This window comes from Sciscionella marina DSM 45152 (assembly GCF_000379465.1).
Taxonomy (GTDB): domain Bacteria; phylum Actinomycetota; class Actinomycetes; order Mycobacteriales; family Pseudonocardiaceae; genus Sciscionella; species Sciscionella marina.
Genome location: NZ_KB905404.1, coordinates 29,595 through 44,161 on the forward strand (window position 1 = coordinate 29,595; position 14,567 = coordinate 44,161).

Consider the following 14,567-nt stretch of genomic DNA (forward strand, 5'->3'; position numbering starts at 1 on the left):
CTCGGTCCACGTGTCGAGATCCCTGTCGCACGCGCGTTCTCGGCGGGGAACCCAGTATCGGTCCTGCACTCTGCTATCAGGACACCTAAGGTTACTGAGGTTTACATTTCCATGCAAACCTCTTGACAACATGCAGTTGATACAGATCGGCCCCGTTACTGGCGTTAACAGGTCGGGTTGCCGCGGAGTGTGAGCTGGGGCTACGGTGGAGAAGACGTCGACTGAGCGGAGCAACTCAGTGTCACAGCACAAGGACGAGCCTGCACGGGAATCATCTGATCGAGTGACGGTGGGGAAAGGCGAACCTACCGAGACGCCTCTGGCTGGCATTCTGAATCGGCTGCTCGATTTGAAGCGGCGGGACGACGGCAAGGTGTATTCGGATCGGCAGGTGGCCGAATGGTGCCAGGAGAACTGCGAGACCGGGTTCTCGCACACGTATTTCTGGATGCTGCGCACGGGGCGACGCGAGAATCTGCTTACCGCCCACGCCCACGCCATAGCAGCGTTTTTCGACGTCGACGCGGAATGGATCACCACCCCCAACAAAGCCGTTCGAGCCATCACCCAGTTGGACCTGGCTATCGCGCTGCGCGACAGCAATGTCAAAGACCTGGCGCTACGCGGCTCGGAACTGTCCTCCGAGGGGCTCGCGGCGGTCCTGGCCTACGCCGATGAAGTTCACCAGCGCGAACAGACCGGAGACGAGTCGCAGTCCGAACGGTAGCCAAACTCCATGCTGCCGTGAATGGTTAACCGGCCGGACATGTCCGCGATATCGATCAATGGGGATTTGGGAGGCGACGGTTTGGGCGGGGAGCTGAAGAGCCGACCACACGAGCTCGAACTCGCACGATGGGCGAGACGTGAGTTCCGACAGCTAGGCACGACAAAACGCCTGGATTGGGACAAGCTACGTGAATGGATCGGCGAGCGTCGCGGGAAACCTCTGTATATCGACCCATACCCGCTCGAAGCGAACGTTTTCGGACTGTGGCTCGGGTACAAGAATCAGGACCGGATCTTTTATCAGTCCAGGACTGTGCCCTGGCATCAGCGCCACATCATCTTCCACGAACTCGGTCACCTGCTGCTCGACCACCCCAGCGATGAGCTCAACACGGACGGACTGTCCATGTTCCTGCCCGAATTGCCGGGCTCGCTGCTGAAGTTCATCCTTCGGCGTTCCTGCTACGACGAGGAGAAGGAGACCGACGCCGAGGTTGTCGCGAGCATCCTGCGCGAATGGGACCACCGCCTCAGTGAAATCGCGCCCCCTGCCTCGCAAGGCACCGCGCGTGAGGTCGACGCCGCGCTCATCGACCAGATACTGCCGAGGTAGCCCGATGTTTGCTCTCACGATTGTGCGCAACATCGTCATGCTGGTCGGACTGGTGTGGGTCGGGATGCGATTGGTCCGTGACCCGAGCAATGGGATCCTGCGTGCCGTGTTGCCGGGCCTGGTTCTGGTCACCTTCGAAATGTTCGACCCCTACCTGCCCGGGCGCCCCTATCCCTTCGGGCTGTCCGCGCCCGGTTTCAGTTGCCTGCAATACGTTCTGATGATGACAGGCTCGTTCTGCACATTGGTCGCGTTCGCCGCCGTCACCCGCAGCAGCGTCCGTCGGTTCCTGAAGGCACACGTGCCTTTGCTCGTGGTGGCGATCGCCGCGACGGCGATCTTCGGTGCGCTGACGCCGATCACGGTCGAACGCAACGAGTTCACCGATCGCACCTTCGCGGCGATGTACCTCGTGGCGAACGGCTACATCGCCATCCTCATGTACGCCGCAGTCGCCGAGGCCCGCCGATGCGCTCGGGGCAGCGCGCGCATCCAATCGATCGCGATGGCAGTCATCACGGCCAGTCTTGCGATCTTGGCCCTCGCCACCACGCTACTCAGCCTCGTGCACCTGCTGACAGTGCTCGGCACCGGCTACCACAAACCCCTGGGGAAGACCGGCGGCAGCCTCGTCCTGATCGGCGGCATCATCTTCGCCTTCGGGCTGTGCTACACCGCCATCGTGATGCGCGGGCGTGCACTGCGCTTCTGGGCTCGTAATGTCCGGGCCCACGCGAGACTGCAACCGCTATGGCAGCTACTTAACGAAACCTTCCCGCACAACCACCTCCGCCGCGGCCCCGACCCCGGCCCCATCGGGGCACTGTCCCCGCGCGGCGCCGATCGCCGCTTCTACCGGCGAGTGATCGAATGCCTCGACGGACTGGTGCGTCTCTCGCCCTACCTTCCACCCGACATACACGAAGGCGACACTCAGCGGCGCGCTTCAGCGGTGCTGGCCGCAGTCGACACAGTCGCTCCCGATCGGCTCGACGACCGAAAATCAATGGGCCCCATGGCGGTCTCGTCCACCGACTTCGACGCCAACCTCGAAGAACTCACCGCGCTCTCGCGCGCGATCGCAGAACTGCAACAAGAAAGGCAGCGACCACCATGGTCACCATCATCGGCTCCGGCATAGCAGGCATGTGCACCGCCATCGCCCTGCACCAAGCCGGTATCCCCGCCGAAATCTACGAACAGCGCAAGACCACAGGCGACGATGCGGGCGGTCAAGCCCACCTCGGGCTCTCCCGCACCGTCGCCATCCCCGCCCTGACCGCACTCGGCCTCAAAGACGAGATACTCGCCGGCGGATTCCTGGTGCGCCAAGTCGAGATCCGCGACCACACCAACCAGGTCCTGAACACCTTCCAAGCCGCGCCAGAAGGCAACGTCGGCATCACCCGCGCCGAGCTGTACCGAATCCTGCACACCGCCCTCGAAGACCGCGGCATCACCATCCACTACCGCCGCGCACTCCACCACATCACACCCCAAGACACCGGGGTCCGGCTGGAGTTCCGCGACGGCACCCGCATCCATACCGCCCTGGTCGTCGGCGCGGACGGACTGCGCTCCACCGTCCGGGCCCACATCAGCGACAGCACCCCAGGAGTACAAGGGCCCGAATACGGCCGCTGGTGGTATGCCCACGGCATCACCGACCACATCGACACCCCCACCCCGCCAGACACCTTCGTTGTCATCCGCAACCAGAACACCCAACACGCCTTCGGCTACCTCACCCTCTCCAACATCGGCACCCGCTGGTGGCTCCGCATCGCCGCCCCCGCACGCCACACCATGATCCGCCCCGACAACCCCGCCGACCGCGCCGAACTCGAAAACCTGGCACCCAACGACACCGCCGCCACGATCATCCGCAACGCGACCATCGACATGTCCAGCTACAACGCCGACTGCATCCCACCCGACCAACCCTGGACCGACCAGAAACACCTCGCCCTCGTCGGCGACGCCATCCACGCCTGCATCCCCTCATCCAGCCAAAACGTCCCCCTCGCCGCCGAAGACGCACTCACCCTCGCCCGAGCACTGCGCGACTGCGACACCCAAACCATCGCACTCGACCGCTACGAACGCATGCGCCGCAACCGTGCACACCGCGCCCTCATAGCAGGAAACCCAGCCAACGGAATCGACGCCGGACCCGAATACCCCATCGACTGGAACACCCCGATCACCGACCACCTCGCCACAACAACCGAACAGCAATACCGCATGCCAACAGAAACCGCTTCCGTTCCCTGACCTACGGCACCATTGAAGACGGTGTTGACTGAAGTCGATCCGATCATTGGAGGAGTAACGAGAGAACAACTCGCCGAAACTGCCGAACACCTGCTCCACATGAAGGGCCCCGCCGCCCTCGTCTCAGGAAGAGGTGGGCGGCGGGGCAGCAGGCCAGCGGGGCACTGGGGGAAGAGCGCCACACACCGGCCACTTGAGGCTAGCACCAGAAAACCGGTGGTACCAGCCTTTTCGTTGACCGCTGTGCCTAGTTCGTGGCGTCCCCATTCGATTTCCCCTCCACTGGGATACCGTCGAATGTTCCCGCGTCCGGGTCGATCTTGTCGGCCGTCGTCTGTGCGTCACCCATCAGCTGCGCGCTCGCTTTGAACAGCGTCTCCATGACATCGTTGAGCTGCTTGGTCAACGCCGGATCACCTGTCGCATCCGGCGGCAATGGCGTGGGCGCATCATCCAAGGCACCGCGCATCCCAGCAGCCGCATCGTTGAGCAGCGCCTTCGCGTCTCGCATCGATTCGCGAGGAGCGGCCGCATTGTCCTCGGACATCGGTTACCCCTTTCCATTGGATGGAATTTCGAATGGAGAGCTATGTTTCTTGGTTGAACTCGGGTATCTTCAATGCCTTTTTCGCCGCTGAGGTTACTGTGGCACCGTTGGCTGCCGAGTGAAGGACTCCATTGTAGACCAGGTCCCACACTAGGCGGTCACTTTGGAGTAATAGGGTGCTAACCTCAACAGTGCGACCATTGGAATCTGTCAGGTGCAACTCCATGTCTGAGGTGTAGCGGCGCAGGGATATTTTGGTTAGCTCATAGATTCGTACCCAGCGCTTGTTGTGGCGCAGCCATTCCGCTCCTGCGGCACACTTGTTGCCACGTACTGTCAAGGCGGCTAGTAGCGGGCCGATGATGATGATCGGCCATATGTACCAATACTGCATCCACCCAAAGAACCCGCCGCCTTTGAGCCAAACGACAATGCAGATACCCAGAAAAACGACGACAGCGCCGAAGAAGAACCCAAATACCGTATGGCGCCGATTGGCCTGATACCAAGCCAGGACGGGACCTTCGCCGGGAGGTGGCTCTGGCTTCTGTTGCTCGCTACGCTCGCGAGCTGCCGCGTTCTCACGATCGTCTCCGTGGTAGATGGGAGCGTGCGGCGGTTGAGGCTCCCCAGTCTGCGGGTCCGGGCGCGGCGGCAGATCCACTGGATGGTTCGTCATGGCTGGAGCCTAACCGGGCAGTCCATTGGACTCGATCTTGATGCGACCATAATCCTTCATGCCCTCACCAACAGCGTGCTTGATCTCCGTTCCGTGGTCGGAGATGTAGTCAACCAAGTGATCCGCAGCGGTCGAACCCGCGAACCCTCCTGCCACGCCGCCAATGACGGTGCCGAACCCCGGAACCTCGGAACCCGTGATAGCGCCGACAGCGGCGCCAGTAAGCCATCCGCCGACGGCACCGCCGACGGCGCTGCCGGTTGTTTCCGCAGCGAAATGCGCCGCTGCATCACCAAAGGACTTTTGGCCACTTGCAGCGTCGAATATGGCACCTCCCAAGCCGATTGACGTTCCAAGGTAGGGCATGCCTTTGAGGACCGGTGAAGCCCATTTGACCCACTTGGCATCGCCGGCCAGTTTTTCGAGGCTAGTTCCTGGATTGGCTGCGATGAAATCTTTAGTTTTCTTTCCAACGACAGAAGTGAATTTCTCCAGCTGCTCGGCCTTCTTCGTGTAGTCGGCCTCCAGCTTGTCTGCGTGCTTCTTGCCCCAGTCAAGGACAGCCTGCTCTTCTGTTGTCAGCTTGATCAGATTGCCGGAGTTGAAATTCTGAAAGATCTTCCCGGTGTCGACAGCATCATCGGCTTTCTTGAAGAGCTCTTGCGCCTGCCCATGGAACGCCTTGACGTAGGTAGCCGCCCATGTAGCGGCTGAGGCCCCGACAGTCTTCAGCGATCGCACGGTCTTGCTGGACTTGGCGATGCCATCGATCAGGTCTTTATGGGCGTTCTGCTCATCGTTTCGCGCTTGGTCGATGATGGACTTGGCCTGCTTGTAGGCGGCGAGCTTGCGGTTGTAGTCGTCGACTTTGGCCTGATGATCGGCTTGCGCGGCGGCGTTCTGCTTCCCGATGGCCTGCATATGGTCGGGAAGACCGACGCTCTTGATCGGAAGCGGGGCCGGTCCGGGCGGAGTGGGTGGCATGATCAGCGGCCCGTTCATCTCCAGTCCGGCACCGGTGCTGGTGTGGATGGCGTCCTGCATCTTGTTGACCACGCCGTCGAGGGCGGCTTTGAACTCGCGTTCTTTCTTCGCGACTCGGCGGACCTGGTATTCGAGCTCGTCCACATCGGAGGTGTCGATATCGGCCAGCGCATCCCCGCAGGCGTTAGAGGCTGGGCCAGTCCAGTTGGATTCGCGGGTGCTGTCGACATCAGTGAGGTCGTCGCCGGAGCCGGTGAGAGCTTGGGCGTAGCCATCGAGGAAGCGAGCGCTCTCTTCGAGGGTGCCGGGGCTGCCCTTAACAGTTGTATCAAGTGGCTGCATATCAGTCCTCCCTGGCCTGCTCGGTGACGGTGTGACCGGTCATCCCCACTTCCGGCCGCCTTCCTCGCGGTGTGCTTGCTTGAGCGCGTCGGTGTTCGTGTTCTCCACGTCGTCGTAGGTACCGTTTGAGGCGTGGATCTTGCCCGCGATCGACTCCTGCTTCGCCGCGATCGCGGCACCGGATTTCAACAGGTCGCTGATCACCTCGGCGAGGATCGCCGAGGAATCACCCGCGTCCGGGGCAGGCGGCGCTGATGAGGCACTCTTGGCCAGGTTCTGCGCCGATTTCCGCAGCTTGCTGGTCATCTGCGTCAACGCCTCGGATTTGTAGTCGTATCCCGACATCCGTATTCCTCCGTACTGGTCCGTGCGCGTTACGTGTGGCGTGCCGACGCTCGTAGCACCGGGTTGTAGGCAATCACATCGGCACCAGTGTTCGCGGCGATTTCGGCCAGATCATCCACCCGAACCGAGCCCGCGGGCTGGTGCTGTCCGCAGCTGGCCACCAGCTGCTCTCGATCGGTAAACGCCGCCAGTACCAACTCACCCTCATCGTTCAGATGCAGCTCGATCTGAACCTCCCGTGCGCCTTTGCGAAAGGGACGGCAGGGCAGCCATACCAAACCAGGCTCGGTATCCAAGGTCGCTTCTGGCCACTCGACCTCAGCGTCGTCCCAATCGGGAAACCGTAGTTCCGGCGGAATCCATGCATCCAGCGCAACCGTCGCGAAACCGACCAATTGCCGCAAAACATCCAACTTGTTGCTCGGGAACTCGACCGCATGCCCGTGAGCACCGTGGTACTGCTGCAACTTCTCAAAGCTGGAGTACACCGGCAGGGTGAGTGCCCCGTTCGCGGTCTCCCGCGGAGCCAGCTGCGGCATGCTCCCACCGAAACGGGGCATCCGGACCGGAATCCACACGGTCGCCGGAAGCCGATCCAACTCATCAGTATCCAGAAATAGCGGCTTCGATCTTCGCCCAGCCATCCGTCGACGTCCCCCTCTTCCCGCCCCACTGCGTTCCAGGAACGGCAACCGAACGCGCAGGTCACACGCAAGCACTCAGAGTAACCCACAGAGGGTAGCGAGACCGGTGACCCGAACGGAACAGCGAATCAGGAAACGCTGGCAGAACAACGAAGCGTGCACTACTGTGAGTGTCCGCGAGCGCGACCGTGGAATAGGTGTCAGTTGCCGGTCAGGGGCCAGTGGTGGTGCCCGTCGGGGGCATCAAGCCACATGGTTTGCCGACCTGGGGTGGCGGTCATGCCGAGTCGTTCCCACCCGGGTTGTCCGGTCGAGTGCCAGCGATCGAGCGTCTTCTCGATGACGTACCAGATGGGTGTGGGCCCGGCTTCGGTTATGGTGCGTTCCCCGCGGCCCAGCGGCACGGTGGCCCACGACCCGTCGGGGGTGGTGAGGTAGCTGGCGTCCACGGTTCCTTCGTCGTTGAGGGAGTAGCCCAGCGAGAGGCCGGGGAGTTCGAGTGCTGCCCACATCCAGGCGACGGGGCTGATCTTCCACGGCTCGGTGGGCGCGGTGGTGGTGCGTTGGCGTTCATCGCCGGCTGGCTGGGCGCTGGCGAGGGTTTCGGGTGCTTCGCCGGTGTGGCGCATGGACATGAATTGGCCGAGTCGTCGGCTGAACCGGCCCTCGAGGCGGTCGCCGTGTTTTTCGAGCAGGACGAGGTTTCCGGCGTGAATAGTGGGCATGATGCTGACCAGTATTCGGCCACCGTCGCGGACTTGCTCGGCCCAGGCCCATGGGACCGTACTCACCGAGCAGGTCGCGATGATCCGGTCATAGGGTGTTCGTGCGGGAAACCCGTTCTCGCCGTCGACGATCGCGAGGATCGGGTGAGCCCCGAAGCGGGCCAGGCGGGCACGGGCAGTCTCGACCAGCTCATCGTCCACGTCGATCGACACCACGTTGTCATCCCCGAGCCGGTGGGTCAGGAGTGCGGCGTTGTAACCGGTGCCGGTACCGATTTCCAGCACGCGGTCCCCGCCGCGCACATCGAGGGACTCCAGCATCCGCACCATCAAGTCCGGCTTCGTGGACGAGCTGATCGGCACGCCCCGCGCGTCCACCTTCGTGATCAGGGAGGTGGGCGAATACACGAGTTCGAGCCCCGCCGGGCCCGCTGTGTCCACCGGCGTCCATTCCGGCGCGCCTTCCTGCTTCCAGATCTGGGGAACGAGCCGGTGGCGGGGTGTGTGGGCGATGGCGTTGTACCAGGCCGGATCGGTGAGGTCGCCGCGGTCGCAGAGCAGGTTCGCCAGCGCCCGGGCGTAGTGGTGCCAGGGCTTCGGCGTGCTGGGGTCCGCGGGGTTGGTCATGGTTTCCCTTCGATGAGCAGCTCGGCGAGTTGGCCACTGAACGAGATGCCGGTTTCGACCTCCAACCAGTCCACGATCCCGGTGGCGTTGAGCTCCAGGAAGGTCCACGTCCCCTCGGGGCTGACCACGAAGTCCAGCGCGCCGTAGGGCAGGTCGAAGTGTTTCATCAGCCGTTCGATCCCGCACCGCACTTCGGTGGGTAGGTTGATGACCTCGTAGCGGTGTGCGTCGTAGTCGGTGCGCCAGTCCACGTAGGCGGCGGTGCTGGTGGCGTGGATCGCCACGGCCGTCACCGAAGCGCCGATGACGATCACGCGGACCTCGTACGATTTGGGTGCCCACCGTTGCACCAGGTGCGCGGTCTGCGTGACACCGCGCAGATCGGCGAGATCGCTGTTGGAGATCAGCCTGGTGCGCAGGAATTTGTGCCCGCCCTGCTCGTAGATTCCGCCCGCCCCGATCGCTTTGTTGATCGCTGGTCCCTCGGCGGCGAAGGCGCGTACCGTGTCTGGTTCGTTGGTGATCGCCGTGTCCGGCACGCCCAGCCCACACCGGGCTGCGGTGGCGAGCTGCACCGGTTTGTAGGCGGCCTCGGCCAGCCGGGACGGGTGCGAGCACCAGAACACCGGCAGCGAGGCCAGCATCCCACCGAGCCCGTATTTGGCTTCCATGCTGGCGTGAAACCTCTCCGGGCCACTCAGGTGAGGCGAGAGCGCGAACGCTTCAGGGGCGCGATACCAGACCGAGGTCACCTGTTCCAGGTCGATGCTGCGGTAAGGCGTGGTCATCGTGCCCACCCATTGGCCCCCACGCAGCCGAGCGTTCAGGCTCAGCCGCGCGGGAAACCAACGAGTGTTGACCCGATGCACCACCGCTTCCCGCTCCTCCAAGGCAGTGATCAACCGGTCGGCGGTCAGGTCACGGTCGGAGGCCAGGATCAACACCGCCATGGTTCACGCCTCCAACGGCGAGTCCGGGCAAAAGTCGTAGAGCCAGTCTTCGCCCGGCTCGCTCGGGCCTTCGTCTCCGTCGTACTGGCTTTTCGTCTTCGCCGTCGCCATCGTCACCGCTGTGCCGTCCCGACCGATCGTGACTTGTCGAATCGGGTCGTAAACCCAATCGCTCACCTCGGGCAACCCGCGCACCCTGGCCTCTTCCAGATCCCGCAACACCCACGGCCGCACGCCGGGACCGGACGGTGGCTCGGCCGTAACGGGCGCGCCGTCGGGACGTGCCAGCGGGAACTGGCCACTATGGGTGGCCACCGGATCATCCAGGAATCCAGTGCTCATCTGTAATCATCCTCTCTTCCCCTAACTCCGGACACAGCCGATCTGGCCTGCCCGCCGCGTCACCGTGGTTTGGGTGACGAGTCTTTCCCGCTATCGCCGCCTGCGATGCAGCCCGAGGGCGACCATGAGCGCGTGCGGATGGAATTCCGGCACCACGGTGACCACACGCACCGGTGCGCCCGCGCGGATCAAGGATTCGGCCCACAGGCTCGCCTCGGTCGCGACCGCCCATCCGGTGATCGCGATCTGCTCGGACTGGATCGTCGGTGCGTCGGTGGTATCGAGCACCAGCGTGTAGCCCACAACAACCTCCTGCAGGGTGGAACACGGCGAGGCGCAGCGCGGTCGCTGCGTCGGTCGGGGTACGCAGCTACGCCCCGCCATGGGCTCGGGGATTACTCGGCCATCGGGACCTCGAAGGGCAGCCTGTCCGGGGCAGCGAGGCTGCCGTGGGTGAACATCGTGGTGTTAAACCAGCGATCCATCGCTGGAGGCTGGTCGCCGAGCAGGGCGAACCATCGGCCGCTGGTCGGTTTCGTAGGCACTACGGCAGCCTCGTGCTGGAAGACCAGCACTCGATCATGCCCGGTGTTGACTTCCAGAACGGTCACTGGAGCAAGGTCCCGGAGATCGTTCGGGATGGTGAGTCCGGTTTGGGCGTGGACATGCTCCGCGAGCGCGACGCGCACCGGCTTGTTCCCGACGAACCCGCCGGGAAGTCGCCACCCGGTCGGGCCGGGCACGATCAGGATCCGGCCGTGCGCGAGCTCGTCATTGAGGTCATGAACCACCAGCTCCACGCGCACCCGCCAACCGTGGCCAGCCATCAGGCTCCCCGTTCCGTCATGTCGCGATCCCCTGGTGGGGAGACCGGGGCCGTCCAGCGGCACCTCGACGGCCCCGGTTCCTCCCCGCCGCTGCCCTCGCCGGGAGTCCACGCAGCAGCGGCCGCCTTGATGTGGCACAGGGCCTCGATGTTGCGCGTCACTGCCGCATGGGCCAGCACGAGAAGCTCATGCAGGTCGTAGAGGTGATCCAGCACCGCGCGGTGATCGCGTTCGTGGCGCAGCGCCACCAGCTCGCCCGCGTTGATGTGCGCCTGGATATCGCGCAAGCCTTCCAGAGTGTCCTCGGCGATCAACGAGTGATCAGCCATCCTCCTCGCCTCCGTCCCGTCCCAAGTTTTCGGTGGCTTGCTCGATCGCGCGGGCATTCGCGATAGCCAAGTTGGCCGCTCCCATCAGGGAATGAGCAGCCCGCAGCAGCAAGGCGTGCAGATCTTGGGGGCTGCGGGTGTTCTCCAGCAGCGTGGTCCCGCTGCGATCGGAGACGACATGGATCGCGTTCAGCGCATCAATGACCTCGGGCCGGACCTGTGCGCGCTCGCTCGTCTTGGTGGGCTGTTCGGCAGGGGTGATCACTTCCCCGGCCGCTTGCTCCAGCTCGTCGGCGGCCTCGCGGAACTCCGCCGCGTACTGCCGCAACAGACGTTCGGGGATTTCCCCGCGCATCACGCGAAACAGCACAGCCTGCCACTGCCCTTCGCGCTGCAGAAACCAAAGCGCCAGTTCGGCAGCCGACCACGACCGCGGCTCTCTCATACGAACCCTCCCGCCCGCATATCGCGACGATCGCGCACCGTCACGCACGCCAGCCGCTCGGCGCGCTGCTCCTTCTCCCGTAGCTGCACCGCTGCCCGGCGTCGAGCGATGACCTCCGGGCGCGCGTTGATCGCGTCCACCACCTGGCGGCGTCGAACAGCGCTCGGGGACGCAGCACCTGCTGCTGCCACTGTCCGGCGCCGCCACAACCGATCCACCCAGCTCACGTGATCACTCCCATCGGATCGGTGGCCACGCGCACGGCTTGGCTCGCCCCGTGCAACGTGGCGAGGAGATTGCAACGCTGTCGCTCGCCGAGCATGCCGCTGGGCAACGACTGACGAGCGCTGCGGAGAACGGTCTCCACCAAACGAAGCTCCGCATCCAGTTCCGCGATGTGCGTGTACACGCTGGTGGAACGGTCACCACACATGGTTCCAACACCTTCCTGGTGACATGACTCCAATGTCATGGTTCACGATAATGACATGGTTACAGTAAACAGGCAACCTGGCTGGAACCAAGGGTAGATGTTGTAAGGTGGTTACATGCCTGGAACCGGTGACACTCCACGGGCTCGGCAACTCGGTGCAGAGTTGCGGCACGCTCGCGACGAAGCGGGCTTTGGTATGCGCGAACTGGCCGCCCGACTCGGTATTTCGCACACCGCCGTATCGCATTGGGAGTCAGGACGGCGGGCACCGTCAGTCGAAGACCTCTCCGGGGTGCTGGGAGTGCTCGGCGTTACCGGCGAGGATCGTGAGCACCTGCTGAAATTGGCCAGGGACGCTGCCGATCCGAACTGGCTCGCTCCGGGTCTGGATCGTCACATGGGTGCGCTGATGGAGTACGAGCGCACAGCAAACTTGATCACCAATGTAGAGCCATTGCTCGTCCCCGGACTTCTGCAAACCTCCGACTATGCGCGCACGATCATGCGCGGAGCCGGAGCGACCCAAGGTGAGGCTGAACAGCGGGTCACACTCCGAGTCGGACGACGCGACGTGCTCACACGCCGCAAACCGGTCGAGTTCGTCGCGGTGATCGGCGAGTTCGCGTTGCGAAATCCCCCATGCGACACAGAGGTCATGCTCGACCAACTGCACGAGCTGACCAAATGGCAAGCAATGGAGAACGTAACGATCCAGGTGCTGCCGCTGGCACACCATTATTCGCCCGCGCTGGAAGGCCCTTTCGTGCTGTTCGAGTTCGAACGGGCCAAACCGGTCGTACAGATCGAGCACTACCGCTCAGCGACCACACTGACCGATGCGCGAGACGTTACGGATTACAAGGCAGCGGTGGATATCCTCCGCGACAACGCGATGAGCGCCGAGGAGACGTCGGCGCTCATCGCTGCATTGATGAATGAAATGGAGCATACGACATGAACGAGCAATGCTGGAAGGTCTCCAGCTACAGCGGGAACCAGGGCAACTGTGTCGAGGTGAAGCCACTGGCAGACGGTGGTGTGCTCGTCCGCGACACCAAGGACCGTAGCGTCCCGCCATTTCGGTACACCGCAGCTGAGTGGGACGCTTTTATCAAGGGAGTCAAGGACGGCGAGTTCGACCTCTGACCTCCGGCCGCAGGCCGCCTCCGCCCTCCATGAGGAACCGGAGGCGGCCCTTGTATTTCGATGACTTCACCCGTCTGGCCGCGTCATGCGGGACAAGGAAAGGGGCACCTGATTGGAGCGGTTCGTACTGACGTCGCTGGACGGAATCGGCCTGGATGCTGTGGCCCACTTGCCAACGTCCGGGGCGACCCAAGGTGTCGTGGTTCAGTTCCACGGTATCAACGCGAACATGGACGAGGGCGGGATGTATGTTCGCTTGGCCGATCAACTGGTCAGTGCGGGTTCCGCAGCGCTGAGGATCAGTTTCCGCGGGCACGGGGGCAGTGGTGGTGCGCAGCGGGGTGCGACGATCGCGGGCGAGATGCTGGATCTCCAGGCGGCGATCGAGTATGTGATGGACCGTTGGCCTGCGCGGCCGCTGTATGTTGTCGCGTCGAGTTTCGGGGCAGTATCCACGGCGCTTTCGTTGCCATGGCTGGATTCCCAGCTGGCGGGTCTGGTGTTGTGGAATCCGGTTCTGGATTTGCGGCGCACCTTCCTCGAACCAGAGCTGCCGTGGGGTCTGGAGAACTACAGTCCTGAACAGCAGGCGCGCCTGCATTCTCGTGGGAGCTTGTTCATCGATGGCGAGTTCGAGTTGGGCAGGGTGATGTGGTCCGAGTTCGGCCACTACAACCCTGCCGACGAGTTCACACGTTCTCGCGTGGCTTCTCTGGTCGTACACGGTGACCGTGATACGGCCGTCTCCTACGAGATCGCCAAGACAGCCGCGGCGGAGAAGTCGGGCTGCCAGTTCCACACGGTGACGGGATCGGATCATGGGTTCGACACCCGGGCGCACGAGGACGAGGCGATTGCTGCGACGATCGCGTGGTTGACCGAGAAATCGTCGGCGTCGTGAAGATCTCAGACCTCTACGGTCCCGTCGAGTTGCCCGACGATGCCATCGTCGGCGAATGCTGCGTGCTGGGATTCCCCAAGGAAGCGCGTCTGCGGCAAGCACAGACCTCGCAGGGCGCCGTGGAGGCTGGTGCTCCGGTAGTGGTGGGTGCGCGCTGCCTGTTGTGCAGCCATGTAACCGTCTACGAGGGAGCTCGGATCGGCGACGATTGTTTGCTTGAGGACCGCGTACGTATCGGATATGACTCTCGCATCGGGTCACGTAGCCGGATCATTTATGGTGCTTACGTTTGCGATCGTGTCGAGATCGATGCCGATGCGCGTGTGGCTGGGTTTGTTTGCGATGCCAGCTGGATCGGCGAACGAGCAACGGTGATGGGGCAGCTCGTACACGAATACACCAGTCCCCATCGAGACTGGTGGGCCCCGGACGAACCATCGCCGGTGGTTGAGCATGATTCGGTCGTCGGCTACGGCGCCCGTGTGATCGGCGGTGTCCGGATCGGGCCGAGAAGCTACGTCGCAGCGGGTGCAACCGTGACCTGTGATGTGCCGTCGAGACATGTGGTGACCGGGGTGAATGTTCAGACCCCCGCTGCCTCCTGGCCAGGGAGACGGTTACGAGAGCTGCTGGCGCATTGGCGCGGGGAATCTTCACCGGGCCAGTAGTGGTTGTGAGCGCCCGC

22 protein-coding genes are annotated in these 14,567 nt (G+C 63.4%); 8 read left to right on the plus strand and 14 right to left on the minus strand.

What is annotated here, in order from left to right; genetic code table 11:
- Window positions 1-283: 283 nt before the first annotated feature.
- The 4 genes from A37U_RS45575 to A37U_RS0127895 are packed head-to-tail and all read left to right on the plus strand — an operon-like array spanning window position 284 to window position 3,616.
- Entirely contained in the window at window positions 284-727 is a 444-nt protein-coding gene (locus A37U_RS45575; RefSeq protein ID WP_020499968.1) for a hypothetical protein, read from the plus strand.
- Window positions 728-748: 21 nt separating this feature from the next.
- A complete protein-coding gene (locus tag A37U_RS48615; protein WP_157183065.1) occupies window positions 749-1,342 on the plus strand; it encodes an ImmA/IrrE family metallo-endopeptidase in 594 nt (197 codons plus the stop codon).
- A 4-nt stretch (window positions 1,343-1,346) separates the two neighbouring features.
- Window positions 1,347-2,483, plus strand: a complete 1,137-nt coding sequence (locus A37U_RS51950) for an MAB_1171c family putative transporter (protein WP_020499970.1) — start codon at window positions 1,347-1,349, stop codon at window positions 2,481-2,483.
- The gene (locus A37U_RS0127895) at window positions 2,456-3,616 is read left to right on the plus strand and encodes an FAD-dependent oxidoreductase (RefSeq protein WP_020499971.1); all 1,161 of its coding nucleotides are present in this window, start codon (window positions 2,456-2,458) and stop codon (window positions 3,614-3,616) included. The genes A37U_RS51950 and A37U_RS0127895 overlap by 28 nt, the downstream gene beginning before the upstream one ends.
- 247 nt (window positions 3,617-3,863) lie before the next feature.
- Here A37U_RS0127895 and A37U_RS0127900 read toward each other — a convergent pair whose 3' ends face one another.
- From A37U_RS0127900 to A37U_RS0127960, 14 genes are all read right to left on the minus strand, one after another.
- Window positions 3,864-4,163 (minus strand): hypothetical protein, encoded by a 300-nt coding sequence (locus A37U_RS0127900; RefSeq protein ID WP_020499972.1) that lies wholly within the window; start codon window positions 4,161-4,163, stop codon window positions 3,864-3,866.
- Window positions 4,164-4,203: 40 nt separating this feature from the next.
- On the minus strand, window positions 4,204-4,842 hold the full coding sequence (locus A37U_RS51955; protein ID WP_157183066.1) for a hypothetical protein: 639 nt from the start codon (window positions 4,840-4,842) through the stop codon (window positions 4,204-4,206).
- A gap of 9 nt (window positions 4,843-4,851) precedes the next feature.
- Window positions 4,852-6,168, minus strand: a complete 1,317-nt coding sequence (locus tag A37U_RS0127905; RefSeq protein WP_020499973.1) for a hypothetical protein — start codon at window positions 6,166-6,168, stop codon at window positions 4,852-4,854.
- 39 nt (window positions 6,169-6,207) lie between these two features.
- A complete protein-coding gene (locus tag A37U_RS0127910; RefSeq protein WP_020499974.1) occupies window positions 6,208-6,513 on the minus strand; it encodes a hypothetical protein in 306 nt (101 codons plus the stop codon).
- Window positions 6,514-6,542: 29 nt separating this feature from the next.
- The gene (locus A37U_RS0127915) at window positions 6,543-7,052 is read right to left on the minus strand and encodes an SAV_915 family protein (protein ID WP_157183067.1); all 510 of its coding nucleotides are present in this window, start codon (window positions 7,050-7,052) and stop codon (window positions 6,543-6,545) included.
- Between the two features lie 305 nt (window positions 7,053-7,357).
- Window positions 7,358-8,509: a methyltransferase domain-containing protein gene (locus A37U_RS0127920; RefSeq protein ID WP_020499976.1), complete on the minus strand. Its 1,152-nt coding sequence runs from the start codon at window positions 8,507-8,509 to the stop codon at window positions 7,358-7,360.
- On the minus strand, window positions 8,506-9,459 hold the full coding sequence (locus A37U_RS0127925; protein WP_020499977.1) for an MvdC/MvdD family ATP grasp protein: 954 nt from the start codon (window positions 9,457-9,459) through the stop codon (window positions 8,506-8,508). The genes A37U_RS0127920 and A37U_RS0127925 overlap by 4 nt, the downstream gene beginning before the upstream one ends.
- 3 nt (window positions 9,460-9,462) lie before the next feature.
- Window positions 9,463-9,801, minus strand: coding sequence for a hypothetical protein (locus tag A37U_RS0127930; protein ID WP_020499978.1), 339 nt, complete (start codon window positions 9,799-9,801; stop codon window positions 9,463-9,465).
- A gap of 90 nt (window positions 9,802-9,891) precedes the next feature.
- Window positions 9,892-10,104: a hypothetical protein gene (locus tag A37U_RS0127935; protein WP_020499979.1), complete on the minus strand. Its 213-nt coding sequence runs from the start codon at window positions 10,102-10,104 to the stop codon at window positions 9,892-9,894.
- Between the two features lie 92 nt (window positions 10,105-10,196).
- Window positions 10,197-10,628, minus strand: coding sequence for a hypothetical protein (locus tag A37U_RS0127940; RefSeq protein WP_020499980.1), 432 nt, complete (start codon window positions 10,626-10,628; stop codon window positions 10,197-10,199).
- On the minus strand, window positions 10,628-10,957 hold the full coding sequence (locus A37U_RS0127945; protein ID WP_020499981.1) for a hypothetical protein: 330 nt from the start codon (window positions 10,955-10,957) through the stop codon (window positions 10,628-10,630). The genes A37U_RS0127940 and A37U_RS0127945 overlap by 1 nt, the downstream gene beginning before the upstream one ends.
- A complete protein-coding gene (locus A37U_RS0127950) occupies window positions 10,950-11,402 on the minus strand; it encodes a hypothetical protein (protein ID WP_020499982.1) in 453 nt (150 codons plus the stop codon). Before A37U_RS0127950 ends, A37U_RS0127945 begins: the two co-directional genes overlap by 8 nt.
- Entirely contained in the window at window positions 11,399-11,629 is a 231-nt protein-coding gene (locus A37U_RS51960) for a hypothetical protein (protein ID WP_157183068.1), read from the minus strand. The genes A37U_RS0127950 and A37U_RS51960 overlap by 4 nt, the downstream gene beginning before the upstream one ends.
- Window positions 11,626-11,835 (minus strand): hypothetical protein, encoded by a 210-nt coding sequence (locus A37U_RS0127960; RefSeq protein ID WP_020499984.1) that lies wholly within the window; start codon window positions 11,833-11,835, stop codon window positions 11,626-11,628. Before A37U_RS0127960 ends, A37U_RS51960 begins: the two co-directional genes overlap by 4 nt.
- 115 nt (window positions 11,836-11,950) lie before the next feature.
- Between A37U_RS0127960 and A37U_RS0127965 the strand changes: the two genes are divergently transcribed.
- From A37U_RS0127965 to A37U_RS50165, 4 genes are all read left to right on the plus strand, one after another.
- A complete protein-coding gene (locus A37U_RS0127965; protein WP_026197670.1) occupies window positions 11,951-12,793 on the plus strand; it encodes a helix-turn-helix domain-containing protein in 843 nt (280 codons plus the stop codon).
- A complete protein-coding gene (locus tag A37U_RS0127970; RefSeq protein ID WP_020499986.1) occupies window positions 12,790-12,981 on the plus strand; it encodes a DUF397 domain-containing protein in 192 nt (63 codons plus the stop codon). Before A37U_RS0127965 ends, A37U_RS0127970 begins: the two co-directional genes overlap by 4 nt.
- A 112-nt stretch (window positions 12,982-13,093) precedes the next feature.
- Window positions 13,094-13,882, plus strand: a complete 789-nt coding sequence (locus A37U_RS0127975; protein ID WP_020499987.1) for an alpha/beta hydrolase — start codon at window positions 13,094-13,096, stop codon at window positions 13,880-13,882.
- Window positions 13,879-14,550 (plus strand): acyltransferase, encoded by a 672-nt coding sequence (locus A37U_RS50165; RefSeq protein ID WP_083933903.1) that lies wholly within the window; start codon window positions 13,879-13,881, stop codon window positions 14,548-14,550. Before A37U_RS0127975 ends, A37U_RS50165 begins: the two co-directional genes overlap by 4 nt.
- Window positions 14,551-14,567: the final 17 nt, after the last annotated feature.